At 56.4% G+C, this 13,784-nt stretch carries 12 protein-coding genes; 4 read left to right on the top strand and 8 right to left on the bottom strand.

What is annotated here, in order from left to right:
- Window positions 1-15: 15 nt before the first annotated feature.
- From rseP to rpsB, 8 genes are all read right to left on the bottom strand, one after another.
- Entirely contained in the window at window positions 16-1,371 is a 1,356-nt protein-coding gene (gene rseP / locus ACL2XO_RS06560; RefSeq protein ID WP_132923225.1) for a sigma E protease regulator RseP, read from the bottom strand.
- A 20-nt stretch (window positions 1,372-1,391) separates the two neighbouring features.
- Window positions 1,392-2,249, bottom strand: a complete 858-nt coding sequence (gene cdsA / locus ACL2XO_RS06555) for a phosphatidate cytidylyltransferase (RefSeq protein ID WP_132923226.1) — start codon at window positions 2,247-2,249, stop codon at window positions 1,392-1,394.
- Between the two features lie 9 nt (window positions 2,250-2,258).
- Window positions 2,259-3,020 carry a (2E,6E)-farnesyl-diphosphate-specific ditrans,polycis-undecaprenyl-diphosphate synthase gene (gene ispU / locus ACL2XO_RS06550; protein ID WP_413726694.1) on the bottom strand — a complete coding sequence of 254 codons (762 nt, stop codon included), beginning with the start codon at window positions 3,018-3,020 and terminating at the stop codon, window positions 2,259-2,261.
- Between the two features lie 264 nt (window positions 3,021-3,284).
- Window positions 3,285-4,481 (bottom strand): 1-deoxy-D-xylulose-5-phosphate reductoisomerase, encoded by a 1,197-nt coding sequence (ispC, locus tag ACL2XO_RS06545; protein WP_413742426.1) that lies wholly within the window; start codon window positions 4,479-4,481, stop codon window positions 3,285-3,287.
- Window positions 4,482-4,634: 153 nt separating this feature from the next.
- Window positions 4,635-5,192, bottom strand: coding sequence for a ribosome recycling factor (gene frr / locus ACL2XO_RS06540; RefSeq protein ID WP_132923229.1), 558 nt, complete (start codon window positions 5,190-5,192; stop codon window positions 4,635-4,637).
- Between the two features lie 250 nt (window positions 5,193-5,442).
- A complete protein-coding gene (gene pyrH, locus ACL2XO_RS06535; protein WP_132923230.1) occupies window positions 5,443-6,168 on the bottom strand; it encodes a UMP kinase in 726 nt (241 codons plus the stop codon).
- Window positions 6,169-6,378: 210 nt separating this feature from the next.
- On the bottom strand, window positions 6,379-7,236 hold the full coding sequence (gene tsf, locus ACL2XO_RS06530) for a translation elongation factor Ts (protein ID WP_132923231.1): 858 nt from the start codon (window positions 7,234-7,236) through the stop codon (window positions 6,379-6,381).
- A gap of 115 nt (window positions 7,237-7,351) precedes the next feature.
- On the bottom strand, window positions 7,352-8,077 hold the full coding sequence (rpsB, locus tag ACL2XO_RS06525; protein WP_132923232.1) for a 30S ribosomal protein S2: 726 nt from the start codon (window positions 8,075-8,077) through the stop codon (window positions 7,352-7,354).
- Window positions 8,078-8,410: 333 nt separating this feature from the next.
- Between rpsB and map the strand changes: the two genes are divergently transcribed.
- The 4 genes from map to ACL2XO_RS06505 all read left to right on the top strand — a co-directional run bounded on the left by map (window position 8,411) and on the right by ACL2XO_RS06505 (window position 13,746).
- The gene (map, locus tag ACL2XO_RS06520; protein ID WP_413726692.1) at window positions 8,411-9,205 is read left to right on the top strand and encodes a type I methionyl aminopeptidase; all 795 of its coding nucleotides are present in this window, start codon (window positions 8,411-8,413) and stop codon (window positions 9,203-9,205) included.
- Between the two features lie 202 nt (window positions 9,206-9,407).
- The gene (gene glnD, locus ACL2XO_RS06515; RefSeq protein WP_413726691.1) at window positions 9,408-12,083 is read left to right on the top strand and encodes a bifunctional uridylyltransferase/uridylyl-removing protein GlnD; all 2,676 of its coding nucleotides are present in this window, start codon (window positions 9,408-9,410) and stop codon (window positions 12,081-12,083) included.
- 57 nt (window positions 12,084-12,140) lie between these two features.
- Window positions 12,141-12,965, top strand: a complete 825-nt coding sequence (gene dapD, locus ACL2XO_RS06510; RefSeq protein ID WP_413742425.1) for a 2,3,4,5-tetrahydropyridine-2,6-dicarboxylate N-succinyltransferase — start codon at window positions 12,141-12,143, stop codon at window positions 12,963-12,965.
- 388 nt (window positions 12,966-13,353) lie between these two features.
- Window positions 13,354-13,746 (top strand): DUF3461 family protein, encoded by a 393-nt coding sequence (locus tag ACL2XO_RS06505; protein ID WP_132923236.1) that lies wholly within the window; start codon window positions 13,354-13,356, stop codon window positions 13,744-13,746.
- Window positions 13,747-13,784: the final 38 nt, after the last annotated feature.

Below are 13,784 nucleotides of genomic sequence, written 5' to 3'. Positions count from 1 at the left end.
ACATAATCCCCGGCGCTAGAGCCGGGAGAAATCATTGAAAAGGGCAAGTCCCATTAACAACACCAGCAAAATCGAACCGATGCGGTAACTGAAATCCTGCACTCGCTCGGAAACCGGCCCACCCTTAAGCTTTTCAATCGCCAGGAAGAGCAAGTGACCACCATCTAACACCGGTAACGGGAAAAGATTAATGATACCCAGGTTGACGCTTATCAGCGCCAGGAACATCAGGTAGTACACCAAACCATATTCCGCCGACATCCCCGCGCCCTGGGCTATGGAAATCGGCCCGCTCAGGTTATTCAGCTTCACATCCCCCGTCACCAGTTTACCCAGCATACCGACGGTCAACTTCATCAGTTGCCAGGTTTTGTCGCCAGCCTGATAAACCGCGGGAATCAGGCCGTACTGGCGTATCGTTTTATACTCCTCGGGCAGCGGTATCACCTGTGGCACCACGCCCGCAAAACCTTCCACCTCGCCTCTACCCACCGTTTTTTCATCGGGAATCAGGGTAATCGGCAACGTTTCTCCCCGCCTTTCTACTTCCAGCAGCAGCGGCTGGCCGGGTTTGTCGCGCACCTGCATGACAAAATCCTGCCAGCGCACCAGCGGACGACTATCGACTTTAACGATCCTGTCGCCTGCTTGCAAACCGGCTTTTTCCGCCGCGGACGCTTTTTGGACTTCCGCCAGCACCGGTTCTATGCGCGGACCGCGGGGAATAATCCCCAGCGCGATAATCGGATCCTGCTTATCCGGCTCGAATTTCCAGTCACGCAAATCGAGCGTTTTTCTCTCCACCTGGGAGGAACCGAACGGGGCAACGCCCACCGTGGTCTGGCTATCGCCTATTTTACCAATCAATTCTAAACGAACCGAATCCCAGTCAGGCGTTTCGATGCCGTCAACCGACTTTAGTTCCATGCCCGGTGAAATTTCCGCCTGCGCGACGATGGAATCAGGGGTGACTTCGCCGATAACCGGACGAAAACTCGGCACACCGATAATAAACACCAGCCAATAGGCAAACACCGCGAAAATAAAATTGGCGATGGGTCCCGCGCTGATAATGGCGGCGCGCTGCCACACCTTTTTATGGTTGAAGGCCTCATGACGGCGTTCCGGGGGCACGGTATCCACCCGTTCGTCGAGCATTTTTACATATCCCCCCAGGGGGATGGCCGCAATAACATACTCGGTGCCACGGCGATCCGTCCATCGCCACAGGGCGCGGCCAAAACCGATGGAGAAGCGCTCCACCGTGACGCCGCACCGGCGCGCCACCCAGAAATGGCCGAACTCATGCACCGTAATCAATATGCCCAGTGCAATGATAAATGCAGCGAGACTCCAGAGAAAATGCAACATGATAACTCCTGGCCCCTCGATTAAATAGCTCTGAAAATCAGCAGCATCAAACAGGCGAAAACCGGCACCGCGGCGGTCAGGCTATCGATGCGATCCAAAATGCCGCCGTGTCCCGGAATCAATTGGCCGCTGTCCTTGATGCCTGCTTCACGTTTGAACATGCTTTCCGTCAAATCCCCCAGCACCGAGGCCAGCACGGCGATGACCGAGCACAGCAGCAGGCTCAGCGGAGCGGCTTCCAGCGGCGCGTACTTGCCGAACAGCCAGGACAGCACCGCCGAGGTCAGCAGGCCGCCCGCCAGGCCCTCCCAGGTTTTGCCGGGGGAAACCCTGGGCGCCAGCTTATGCTTGCCCAACGCCCGGCCGAACAGGTAGGCGCCGGAATCCGCGCCCCAAACCAGCAGCATGACATAGAGCAGCCACCAGGCGCCGATAAAATGATTAAGCGTATACTGATGCTGGCGCAGCGCCAGCATGCCCCAAAAAAAAGGCACGATGGTCAGAATACCGAATAACAGCCGCAGGGTGCTTGAGCGGCGCCACAAAGCCGCGGATTGCGGATAGCACAATACCAGCACCAGGGCGGCCAGCCACCAGACCAGCGAGGCGCTCAACGCGTATTCCACCTGCCAGGCCGAGGTAAAGGGATGGTAATCGGGAATGGTCAGCATCATCAGCGCCAGCAGCAAGCCGCACAAGATTGCCAGCCAGATCCGCTGGCTGCGGGTCGCCAAACCCGCGAACTGCCCCCACTCCCAAGCGGCCAGCATGCATACCGCCAGGGTAACCAGCGCAAATCCCACCGGAGGCAGCAAAAAGAGCGCGGCAATAACGATCGGAATCAAAATAAAGGCGGTAATCAAGCGAGACTTCAGCAAAAATCCTCCCTAGGACGCGTCGGCATCATTAGGTGTTGTTCTCCCGAAACGCCGCTCGCGTTGAGCAAATGCATTCAGCGCACCTTCAAAAACGTTTTCATCAAAATCCGGCCACAGCACATCGGTAAAATAGAGTTCGGCATAGGCTATCTGCCATAACAGAAAATTACTGATGCGGTGTTCGCCGCCGGTACGGATCACCAGATCCACCGGCGACAGTTCGTTTAAGCAGACGTACTGGCACAGCGCATCCTCATCAATCTGGTCCGGACGCAAAATTCCTTCCTGCACTTTTTCAGCCAGCTTTTTCACGCTCTGAATGATATCCCAACGGCCACCATAATTCGCGGCAATATTTAACGTCAGCCCATCGTTATTGTGCGTTAGCGCCTCGGAGCGACGAATCCGCTCCTGCAGACGAAGGCCGAAACGGCTGGTATCGCCGATAATACGTAAGCGTACGTTATGCTTATGCAGGCTTTTCACTTCGCTGTCCAACGCCCTGACAAACAATTCCATCAGAGCGGAGACTTCCTGCATCGGCCGATTCCAGTTCTCGCTGCTGAACGCATAGAGCGTCAGCGCATCGAAATGATGGCTGACAGCGAAGCTGACCGCGCGCCGGACCGATTTCACTCCCGCTTTATGGCCGAAGATACGTAACTTTCCGCGATTCTTCGCCCAGCGACCGTTGCCATCCATAATGATGGCCACATGCCGTGGAACGGATGATAGCGGAACAGTAGCCTCTTGCTGATTTTCGGACGACATAACGCTTACGTATTTCCTCAATAAGAATATACCCGCCATACTTCAAATTGCCGGTGTGTTGACCATTCCGCAATTCGAATTCTTTTGGGTATTCACCCGTCTTTCCGGAACAAAAGGCCCCGAATATGCAAAAAAAACCGTGCGCTCACACGGCTCGCTCCTGACCTTTAGCCAGCCAGCCGTCATCCCAGGAGAGAGGTGGCGCTGACTATAACATTTCGACAGCGGCGGAACAAATCAGGCAAGCGCTCCGGGGAAAACACGTCAATGCATTAACATCCTGATTTCACGCTCCGCGTTGCTGCGCGCCTCCAGATCGATGGCCAATACGTCTTCGATGCTGTGGGGCTCGGTCAGAGCCGTGCCTTCCAGCACGTTACGGTTTAATGCCGCGATATCGGTAAATCCGATGTCGCCCTGCAAAAAAGCAGCGACCGCCACTTCATTGGCGGCATTCAGCGTCGTGGTGGCCGCCTGGCCGAGATCGGACGCAAGGATGGCCAGCTGCAAACAAGGGTAGCGCGCGTAGTCCGGGCGGTCGAATGTCAATTGGCCGATGCGGTGGAAATCAAGGGCTTCCACCCCGGCGACCACCCGCTGGGGATAAGCCATGGCATGGGCTATGGGCGTACGCATATCCGGCGAGCCCAGCTGTGCCAGCACGCTGCCGTCGCGATAACGAACCATGGAATGAATTACCGATTGCGGATGCACTATCACTTCCATTTGCTCCGCCGAGGCGTTGAATAACCAGCGTGCTTCAATATATTCCAGTCCTTTGTTCATCATCGTCGCCGAGTCCACCGAGATTTTGCGTCCCATTGACCAGTTAGGATGAGCACAGGCCTGATCCGGCGTTTTGGCCGCCAAATCCGCCAGCGGGGTTTCTCTGAAAGGACCGCCGGAACCGGTAAGGATGATGCGGGAGACGCCATGATCTTCCAGTGAAGAGTAACCTAACTGGCGCTGGATTGGTTCAGGTAAACTCTGAAAAATCGCGTTATGTTCGCTGTCCACCGGCAAAAGCTGCGCATTGCTGCGCCGCGCTTCGTTCATGAATAGCCGACCGCAGGTCACCAGCGCCTCTTTGTTTGCCAACAATACGCTCTTCCCGGCGCGCAGCGCCGCCAGGGTCGGCATTAAACCGGCGGCGCCGACGATGGCCGCCATCACCTGATCCACCCCGTCCAGCTTCGCCAGTTCGCAGGCGGCATCGGCGCCCGCCATCACTTCCGTGGTTGCCCCGGCGTCGTGCAGGCGCCGTTTTAACTCCCGCGCCGACGCCTCGTCAGCCATGCAGGCATAGGCGGGACGGAAGGCCAGGCATTGTTCGGTCATTATGTCGACATTTTTGCCGGCCACCAGCGCGCGGACGGTGAATTTATCGGGATTTTGTTTAATTACGGCCAGCGTATTGGTGCCAACGGAACCGGTAGAACCAAGAATCGTCAAATGCCTCATGAGGTACTCTGAAAACCGCAAGTCAAAGGAATGATGGAAGCACAGTAGTCTGAAACGTTGCGCAACATTTGTCTATGACGTTACCGACAAAAAAAAACCGTAGCGGCAGATCCCGCGGGATCTGCCGCTACGGCCGAGCTTAGCGCCGGTAGGTTAAATCTCCATTAATTCGGCTTCTTTCTCGGCCAGCGCGCTGTCGACTTTTTTAATAAACGCATCGGTAAGCTTCTGGATATCGTCCTGCGAACGCCGATCCTCGTCTTCGCTGATAACTTTATCCTTCAGCATAGCCTTCACTTTTTCATTGGCGTCGCGGCGCACGTTGCGCACCGAGACCCTGCCCTGCTCTGCTTCGGACCGGACAACCTTGATCAGGTCGCGGCGGCGTTCCTCGGTCAGAGCCGGCAGCGGAACACGGATCACGGTACCGGCGGACGAAGGATTCAATCCCAGATCGGACGCCATGATCGCTTTTTCCACCGCGGGGGCCAGCGAGCGGTCGAATACCGTTATGGCCAGCGTGCGGGAGTCTTCGGCTACCACGTTAGCCAACTGGCGCAACGGTGTCGCCGTACCGTAATACTCAACGTGAATGCCATCAAGCAGGCCCGGGGAGGCGCGGCCGGTACGGATTTTGCTAATGTGGTTTTTGAATGCCTCGACGCATTTTTCCATACGCATTTCGGCATCTTTGCGAATTTCATTGATCACGTTGCGAACCCTTGGAAACGAGTTATCCGGGCGGGCTTAAGCGTATGCCAAGCCCATGATAGTCAACACCCGCGGCGGCAGGTTCTGACATTAGGCATTTCGCCCTCTCCTATCTATACCCGTCATACTTCAAGTTGCTGACGCGTTGGCTTTCCAGCAGCTCGACGTATTTAAGGTATACAGCATAATACTGTTTTTTTACCGCTACAGCTTTCATCTTTCGATGTGCAAATCTATGGAGTACATGCCGCTATTTGCAGATGAGCGTACCTTCCTTTTCGCCCATCACGACACGCCGAAGCGCACCCGGCTTGTTCATATTAAATACCCTGATAGGGATATTATGATCACGGGCCAGGGTAAAGGCCGCCAAATCCATCACCTTGAGCTCCTGCTCCAGAACATCCTGGTAGCTGAGCTGTTCATACAGTGTAGCATCGGGATTTTTCACCGGATCGGCGGAAAAAACGCCGTCCACCTTGGTGGCTTTCAGCACGACATCGGCTTCGATTTCGATACCGCGCAGGCAGGCGGCTGAATCCGTGGTAAAAAAAGGATTGCCGGTACCGGCGGCGAAAATCACTACCCGATTGTTTCGCAGCAGGCTGATGGCTTCAGCCCAGCTGTAGTTATCGCAAACGCCGTTCAGCGGAATAGCCGACATCAGGCGGGCATTGACATAGGCGCGATGAAGCGCATCGCGCATCGCTAATCCGTTCATCACCGTCGCCAGCATGCCCATATGGTCGCCCACGACGCGATTCATGCCGGCCTGGGCCAATCCCGCGCCGCGGAACAGATTGCCGCCGCCGATCACCACCCCGACCTGAATGCCCAACTCCACCAGTTCCTTCACTTCCTGGGCCATGCGGTCCAGAACGCTCGCGTCGATACCGAAACCTTCCGCGCCTTGCAAGGCTTCGCCACTCAATTTAAGCAGGATACGCTGGTAGACGGGTTTCGCATTGGTTGCCATTTTTCTGTTCCTAAAGCAGCGATAACAAGATGAGAGGATTTGACTTCCATACCGCATTCGGCTGGTTAGATGCGGCACAAGTCGCCTGACTTTTTGTTAAAAACCAACTTGCTGACAAACGCCATCGGCGCCACGGGGGCCACCGATGGATTCAGGGCATAAAGACAGCTTGCCCGGTCCGAGCCCGCGACAGCAGTTCGGACCGGCTTATTAAGACTGTTTGCTCATGGCGGCGACTTCAGCGGCAAAGTCCACTTCCGCTTTTTCGATGCCTTCGCCCACTTCAAAACGGATAAAGCCCGTCACGCCGGCTTTATGCTCTTGCAGCAATTGGCCGACGGTCTTGTTAGGATCCATGACGAAGTGTTGACCGGTAAGGGAGATTTCGCCGGTGAATTTGCGCATACGGCCTTCCACCATTTTTTCGGCGATTTCACGAGGCTTGCCGGACTGCATGGCGATATCCAGCTGAATCTGGTGCTCACGCGCCACAACGTCGGCCGGCACATCTTCGGCATTGACATATTCGGGTTTGCTGGCGGCGATATGCATGGCCACATGCTTCACCAGCTCATCGTCGGCGCCGCTGGCGGCAACCAGAACGCCGATACGGGCGCCATGAAGGTATGAACCCAGCACGTCCCCTTCCAGCGCGGCCACGCGGCGGATATTGATATGTTCACCGATCTTGGCCACCATCGCGGCGCGCTGATCTTCGAATTTGGCTTTCAGCGCTTCAATATCGGTAATGCGATCCGCCAGGGCGGCGCTCACCACTTCGTCGCCGAAGGCTTTGAATCCGCCGTCTTTGGCCACGAAATCAGTTTCACAGTTGAGTTCAACGATAACGCCGTATTTTCCGTCCTGAGCGATTTTCGTCAGGATCACGCCTTCGGCGGCGACACGGCCGGCTTTCTTAGCCGCCTTTGCCTGACCGGATTTACGCATGTTATCGATAGCCAGCTCGATATCGCCCTGCGCTTCAACCAGGGCTTTCTTACATTCCATCATGCCTGCGCCGGTACGTTCGCGCAGTTCTTTAACCAGGGCGGCGGTAATATCAGCCATTATTTTTTCCTCGTTATCCCGTGGCGGGATAGGTAAAAAAGAGGGCCTGAAGACAGGCCCTCTAACCAACATAGTTTAAACTTGGTTAATAAGGGCTCAAAAAGAGCATGCCTTATTATTCAGTTTCCACAAAGCTTTCTTCGGCCTGTTCAACCAAATCCTGCGAGCGGCCTTCGCGAACGGCGGTGGACACGGCGCTCAGGTAGAGATTGATGGCACGGATGGCATCGTCGTTACCCGGGATGATGAAATCAACGCCGTCCGGATCAGAGTTGGTATCCACCACGGAGAACACCGGAATGCCCAGGTTGTTGGCTTCTTTGATAGCGATGTGTTCGTGTTCCGCATCGATAACAAACAGCGCGTCAGGCAACCCGCCCATGTCCTTGATACCGCCCAGGCTGTTTTCCAGCTTGTCCAGTTCGCGAGTGCGCATCAGCGCCTCTTTCTTGGTCAGCTTTTCGAAAGTGCCGTCCTGGGACTGGGTTTCCAGATCCTTCAAACGCTTGATGGATTGACGAACCGTTTTCCAGTTGGTCAACATCCCGCCTAACCAGCGATGATTCACGAAGAATTGATCGCAGCTGTTGGCCGCTTCTTTTACCGCTTCACTTGCCGCGCGCTTGGTGCCGACAAAGAGGATTTTGCCTTTGCGGGAGGCAATCTTGTTCAGCTCGGCCAGGGCGTCGTTGAACATCGGTACGGTTTGCTCAAGGTTGATGATGTGAACTTTATTACGCGCACCAAAAATGAAGGGTTTCATTTTCGGATTCCAGTAACGGGTCTGGTGGCCGAAATGCACACCGGCCTTGAGCATGTCACGCATGGAAACAGTTGCCATGATTAAACCTCTATAGATAGTTTGGGGTTATGCCTCCACGTATCCCATGCGGCCGACCCCGCCATCCAGGCCAAGGCACCCCGGCACATGTGCCGATACGTGTGTGTAATAACACTTAGGTATAGTTGATCTGAACGGCGCATAAGACCAAAATACTCTACGCCGATCGTCGGCGCGCTTTATACCATAATCCGCGCCGAGACTCCACCATTTGTTCACAGACGGCGCCGCGCCAAATGATAATTTGGCAGTCCACGGCTTGGCTGATAACATTATCCTTTATTTTATTGTAATCATAAATCGTCGACATACACGCCGACTGCGGATCTATTCATGGCTATTCCCATTAAAAATTCAGACGATATAGCAAAAATGCGCGTTGCCGGCCGTCTGGCCGCCGAAGTGCTGGAAATCATCGAACCTTATGTTGTGCCGGGAGTCAGCACCGGGGAATTGGATCGGCTCTGCCATCAGCATATCACCGAGCATCAGCACGCCATTTCCGCAAGCCTTAACTATCACGGCTTTCCCAAATCGGTTTGTATTTCGGTGAACGAAGTGGTTTGCCACGGAATTCCCTCGGATGAAAAAAAGCTGAAAGACGGCGATATCATCAATATCGATGTTACGGTCATCAAAGACGGTTTCCATGGCGATACCTCGAAAATGTACCTCGTGGGCAAACCCACCATCCTCGGCGAGCGCCTGTGCCGAATCACCCAGGAGAGCCTCTATCTGGCCATCAAGATGGTGAAGCCGGGCATTCGCCTGCGCAGCCTGGGCAAGGCCATCCAGAAATTCGTCGAGGCGGAGGGGTTTTCCGTGGTGCGGGAGTACTGCGGCCACGGCATCGGCCAAGGCTTCCATGAAGAGCCGCAAGTGCTGCATTATGATGCCGATGACGGCGGCGTAGTGCTGCAGCCGGGCATGGCGTTCACCATCGAACCCATGGTCAACGCGGGTGACTACCGCATCCGCACCATGAAAGACGGCTGGACGGTAAAAACCAAGGATCGCAGCTTGTCGGCGCAATATGAACATACTATTGTGGTAACGGATAACGGATGCGAAATTATGACCTTGCGCAGCGACGATACCCTGCCCACGGTTATCACGCACCCGGCCTGAGCGCCGGTCCGGCTTTTTTGCGACGCGGGCCGCTACCGCAGCGGGCCCGGAGCTGAAGCGGCGGGCTTAATCAGTACCCCGGGGCGGGCCACCGGCGGCAGTTGCCGACCCCCGTTCCCCGGCACAGACCTACTACTCGTGCGGTAACGCCGGGGTTGGGCTGCCCCCACCACGGACTTACCGGCTTTATCATGGGCCTTATATGCCGGACAAAATCCTTCAGTACGCCGCCCCTCCCGTCGACAGCGCGTTGCCTGTCAAACCCGCATCGCCGTTGACCTGGCCCGATGAGGCGCTGAATCGCGCATTTCTCAAGGACCGGCTGGATGATTTCCATGCCTGGCTGGCGGATGCCTTCAACGCCGGCGTTCCGGCGGAGACGCTCATTGACGCCCGTGCCCTCTATATCGATCAGCTGCTGCGGCAGCTTTGGCGCTTTCACGGTTTCGACGCGGCGCCGGAAACCGCGCTGGTGGCGGTGGGCGGCTATGGACGCGCCGAACTGCATCCGTTATCCGATATCGATGTACTGGTATTGAGCCAGAACCCTCTTACCGCCGGGCAGGCGCAGCATATCAGCGAATTGCTGACGCTGTTGTGGGATTTGAAACTGGAAGTGGGCCAAAGCGTTCGCAGCATCGACCAATGCCTGCAAGAGGGCAAGGCCGATCTGACCATCGCCACCAATCTTATCGAGTCCCGGCTGATCTGCGGCGATGTGGCGCTGTTCCTAAAATTGCAAAAGAGCATTTTCAGCGAGGATTTCTGGCCCTCGAGCCAATTTTTCCCCGCCAAGCTGGCGGAGCAGGAGGAGCGCCACCAGCGCTACCACGGCACCAGTTACAACCTGGAGCCGGATATCAAAAGCAGTCCCGGTGGTTTGCGGGACATCCATACGCTGTTATGGGTGGCCCATCGCCATTTCGGCGCCACTTCCCTGGACGAAATGGTGGGGTTCGGTTTTTTGACCCAGGCGGAGCGCGATGAGCTCAACGAATGCCAGAGTTTCCTGTGGCGTATTCGTTTTGCGCTGCATCTGGCCATCAGCCGCTATGATAATCGTCTGTTGTTCGACCGGCAGCAAAGCGTGGCGCAGATACTGCGCTATCGCGGCGAGGGCAATGTGCCGGTGGAACGCATGATGAAGGATTTTTTCCGCGTCACCCGCCGCGTCAGCGAACTCAATCAGATGCTGCTGCAGTTGTTCGATGAGGCTATCCTGGCCCTGGCGCCCGATGAAAAACCGCAGCCGCTGGACGATGACTTCCAGCTGCGCGGCGATCTCATCGATTTACGGGACGAGACCCTGTTCGCCCGCCAGCCTGAAGCGATACTGCGTATGTTCTACCGCATGGTGCAGCATCAGAACATCTCAGGCATCTATTCCTCCACCCTTCGCCAACTGCGCTACGCTCGCCGCCATCTCGACGGCCCGCTGTGCAATATACCCGAGGCCAGGCAGCTTTTCATGGCTATCCTGCGCCACCCGGGGGCGGTCAAGCATGCCTTGCTGCCCATGCACCGGCACAGCGTGCTGTGGGCCTACATGCCGCAGTGGGGCAATATCGTCGGTCAGATGCAGTTCGACCTGTTCCACGCCTATACCGTGGATGAGCATACCATCCAGGTCCTGATGAAGCTGGAGACTTTCGCCGATGAGCGCGAGCGGCCCAGGCATCCGCTGTGCGTGGAGCTGTTTCCCCGGCTGGCGCACCCCCACCTGTTATTGCTGGCGGCGCTGTTTCACGATATCGCCAAAGGGCGCGGCGGCGATCACTCCACCCTGGGCGCCAAGGATGCGATGGAATTCGCCGAGCTGCACGGCCTGCATTCCCGGGAAGCGCAGCTGGTGGCCTGGCTGGTGCGGTTCCATCTGGTCATGTCGGTAACGGCCCAGCGGCGCGATATCCAGGATCCGGCGGTAGTGCAGCACTTTGCCGCCGAAGTGCAGACGGAAAGCCGGCTGCACTATTTGCTTTGCCTGACGGTGGCCGATATATGCGCCACCAATGAAACCCTGTGGAACAGCTGGAAACAAAGCCTGCTGCGCGAACTCTTTTTCGCCACGGAAAAACAGCTGCGGCGCGGCATGCAGAATATGCCGGACATGCGCGCGCGCATCCGGCACCACCGTTCGCAGGCGCTGGCACTGCTGCGCATGGAAAACGTCGACGAAGAGGCGCTGCATCGCCTCTGGAGCCGTTGCCGCGCGGATTATTTCCTGCGCCACTCCCCCAATCAGCTGACCTGGCACGCCCGCCATCTGCTGGAACACCATAGCGACCAGCCCCTGGTGCTCATCAGCCCCCAGGCTACCCGCGGCGGTACGGAAATATTCATCTGGAGCCAGGATCGTCCTTACCTGTTCGCCGCCGTGGCGGGGGAATTGGACCGGCGCAACCTGAGCGTCCACGACGCGCAGATTTTCACCAATCGCGACGGCATGGCCATGGACACCTTTGTGGTGCTTGAGCCGGACGGCAGCCCGCTGGCGCCGGATCGCCACAGCATCATTCGCCAGGCGCTGCTGCAAACGCTGCAGCCCGGCAAATACCAGCATCCGCGCTCACGGCGCCCCTCCCCCAAACTCCGTCACTTCTTTGTGCCTACCGTGGTGGATTTCCTGCCGGGGCACTCGGACCGGCGCAGTTATCTAGAATTGACGGCGCTGGACCAGCCCGGCCTGCTGGCCCGGGTCAGCGAGGTGTTCGTGGATTTGGGCGTATCGCTCCACGGCGCCCGGATTTCCACCATCGGCGAACGGGTGGAGGACCTGTTTATCCTGGCCGGCAGCGACCGGCGCGCATTGAGCCGGGAGATCCGTGAGGAATTGCAGCGGCAGCTGACGGAGGCTCTCACCCCGAACGAAAAAGTATGATACAAGTGATGATGGGTATAATTTATTTCATTCGACAAGATACGGGACACAGATAGGATGCAGCAATTACAACAGATCATTGAAAACGCCTTTGAGCGCCGCGGGGACATCACGCCGGCAACGGCGGACAGCGTTACCCGCGACGCGGTTAACCAGGTTATCGCCCGTCTTGATAGCGGTACGTTGCGGGTGGCGGAAAAAATCAATGGTGAATGGATAACCCATCAATGGTTGAAAAAAGCGGTATTGCTGTCATTTCGCATCAGCGACAACCAGCTTATGGACGGAGCGGAAACGCGTTACTTCGATAAAGTGCCGATGAAGTTCGCCGGTTACGATCAGGCGCGCTTCCAGCGGGAAGGTTTCAGGGTAGTGCCCCCCGCCACCGTCCGCCAGGGCGCGTTTATCGCCCGCAATACCGTGTTGATGCCCTCTTATGTCAATATCGGCGCCTATGTCGACGAAGGCACCATGGTTGATACCTGGGCGACCGTGGGATCCTGCGCGCAAATCGGCAAGAATGTCCATTTGTCCGGCGGCGTCGGCATCGGCGGCGTACTTGAGCCGTTACAGGCCAATCCCACCATTATTGAAGATAACTGCTTTATCGGCGCGCGCTCCGAGGTCGTGGAAGGGGTAATCGTGGAAACCGGCTCGGTAATTTCCATGGGGGTTTTTATCGGCCAAAGCACCAAGATTTACGATAGGGAAACCGGCGAGGTGCATTATGGACGCGTTCCGGCCGGTTCCGTGGTGGTCTCCGGCAATCTGCCTTCCAAAGACGGGCGCTATAGCCTGTATTGTGCGGTCATCGTCAAAAAAGTCGACGAGAAGACCCGCGGTAAGGTGGGTATCAATGAGTTATTACGGACGATAGACTAATATCTTTATTGGCGAATGCGCTTCCCGCGCGGCCCCCATGGATAGAGAGCCGGCTGTAATGTAAGCCGTTTATCACACTCTATACCCGATTGATTTCTTGCTGCGGCAAGGCTTCAGCAAGATATACCCTAAATACTTCGAGTTGCAGGAAGGCGGCGACGCAGCGAATCCCCAGGAGCTTACTCAAGTAAGTGACTGGGGTAAGCGAGGACAAATCTGCCGGGAGCAGATTTGAACGCTGCATGCAGCGGCCCCGAAGGGGCGAGGCCCATGGAGGGGCCGAGTATTGCCAACACACCTGCAACTTGAAGTATGACGGGTATAAAGGGTATATGGCGCCCCCGGGCGTTATACTCATCACAGGATATTACACACCAGAGGTAGTGCTATGTACGATAACTTGAAAAGCCTTGGCGTAAATCATCCGGACGATATCGACCGTTACAGCCTGCGTCAGGAAGCCAATAACGACATTCTGAAAATTTATTTTCGCCGGGATAAAGGTGAATTCTTCGCTAAAAGCGTGAAGTTCAAATATCCGCGCCAGCGTAAGACCGTGGTTTCCGACAACGTCGCCGAAGGTTATCGCGAAATCAACGAAATCAGTCCCAACCTCCGTTATGTCATCGACGAACTGGATCAACTCTGCCTGCGGGATCAGACCGAAGTGGATTTGAAGCAAAAAATCCTCGACGATCTGCGCCACCTCGACAGCGTGGTCACCAACAAGATTGCCGAGATCGAAGCGGATCTGGAAAAACTGACCCGCGGCAAATCCTAAGGGCAAGATCCAGGCCGCCGCCCCGGCGGTCAGACAGT

Origin of the sequence: Sodalis sp. RH15 (assembly GCF_047324255.1) — a bacterium.
Classification (GTDB): Bacteria; Pseudomonadota; Gammaproteobacteria; order Enterobacterales; family Enterobacteriaceae; genus Acerihabitans; species Acerihabitans ligni.
Note: the sequence above shows the minus strand (reverse complement) of the source record. Positions and strands in the feature narration are given on the sequence as shown.

Coding starts and splice junctions, on each gene's coding strand:
- dapD (WP_413742425.1), top strand. CDS start 12,141: ATGCAGCAATTACAACAGATCATTGAAAACGCCTTTGAGCGCCGCGGG.
- glnD (WP_413726691.1), top strand. CDS start 9,408: ATGCCGGACAAAATCCTTCAGTACGCCGCCCCTCCCGTCGACAGCGCG.
- rseP (WP_132923225.1), bottom strand. CDS start 1,371: ATGTTGCATTTTCTCTGGAGTCTCGCTGCATTTATCATTGCACTGGGC.
- ispU (WP_413726694.1), bottom strand. CDS start 3,020: ATGTCGTCCGAAAATCAGCAAGAGGCTACTGTTCCGCTATCATCCGTT.
- map (WP_413726692.1), top strand. CDS start 8,411: ATGGCTATTCCCATTAAAAATTCAGACGATATAGCAAAAATGCGCGTT.
- ACL2XO_RS06505 (WP_132923236.1), top strand. CDS start 13,354: ATGTACGATAACTTGAAAAGCCTTGGCGTAAATCATCCGGACGATATC.
- tsf (WP_132923231.1), bottom strand. CDS start 7,236: ATGGCTGATATTACCGCCGCCCTGGTTAAAGAACTGCGCGAACGTACC.
- rpsB (WP_132923232.1), bottom strand. CDS start 8,077: ATGGCAACTGTTTCCATGCGTGACATGCTCAAGGCCGGTGTGCATTTC.
- pyrH (WP_132923230.1), bottom strand. CDS start 6,168: ATGGCAACCAATGCGAAACCCGTCTACCAGCGTATCCTGCTTAAATTG.
- ispC (WP_413742426.1), bottom strand. CDS start 4,481: ATGAGGCATTTGACGATTCTTGGTTCTACCGGTTCCGTTGGCACCAAT.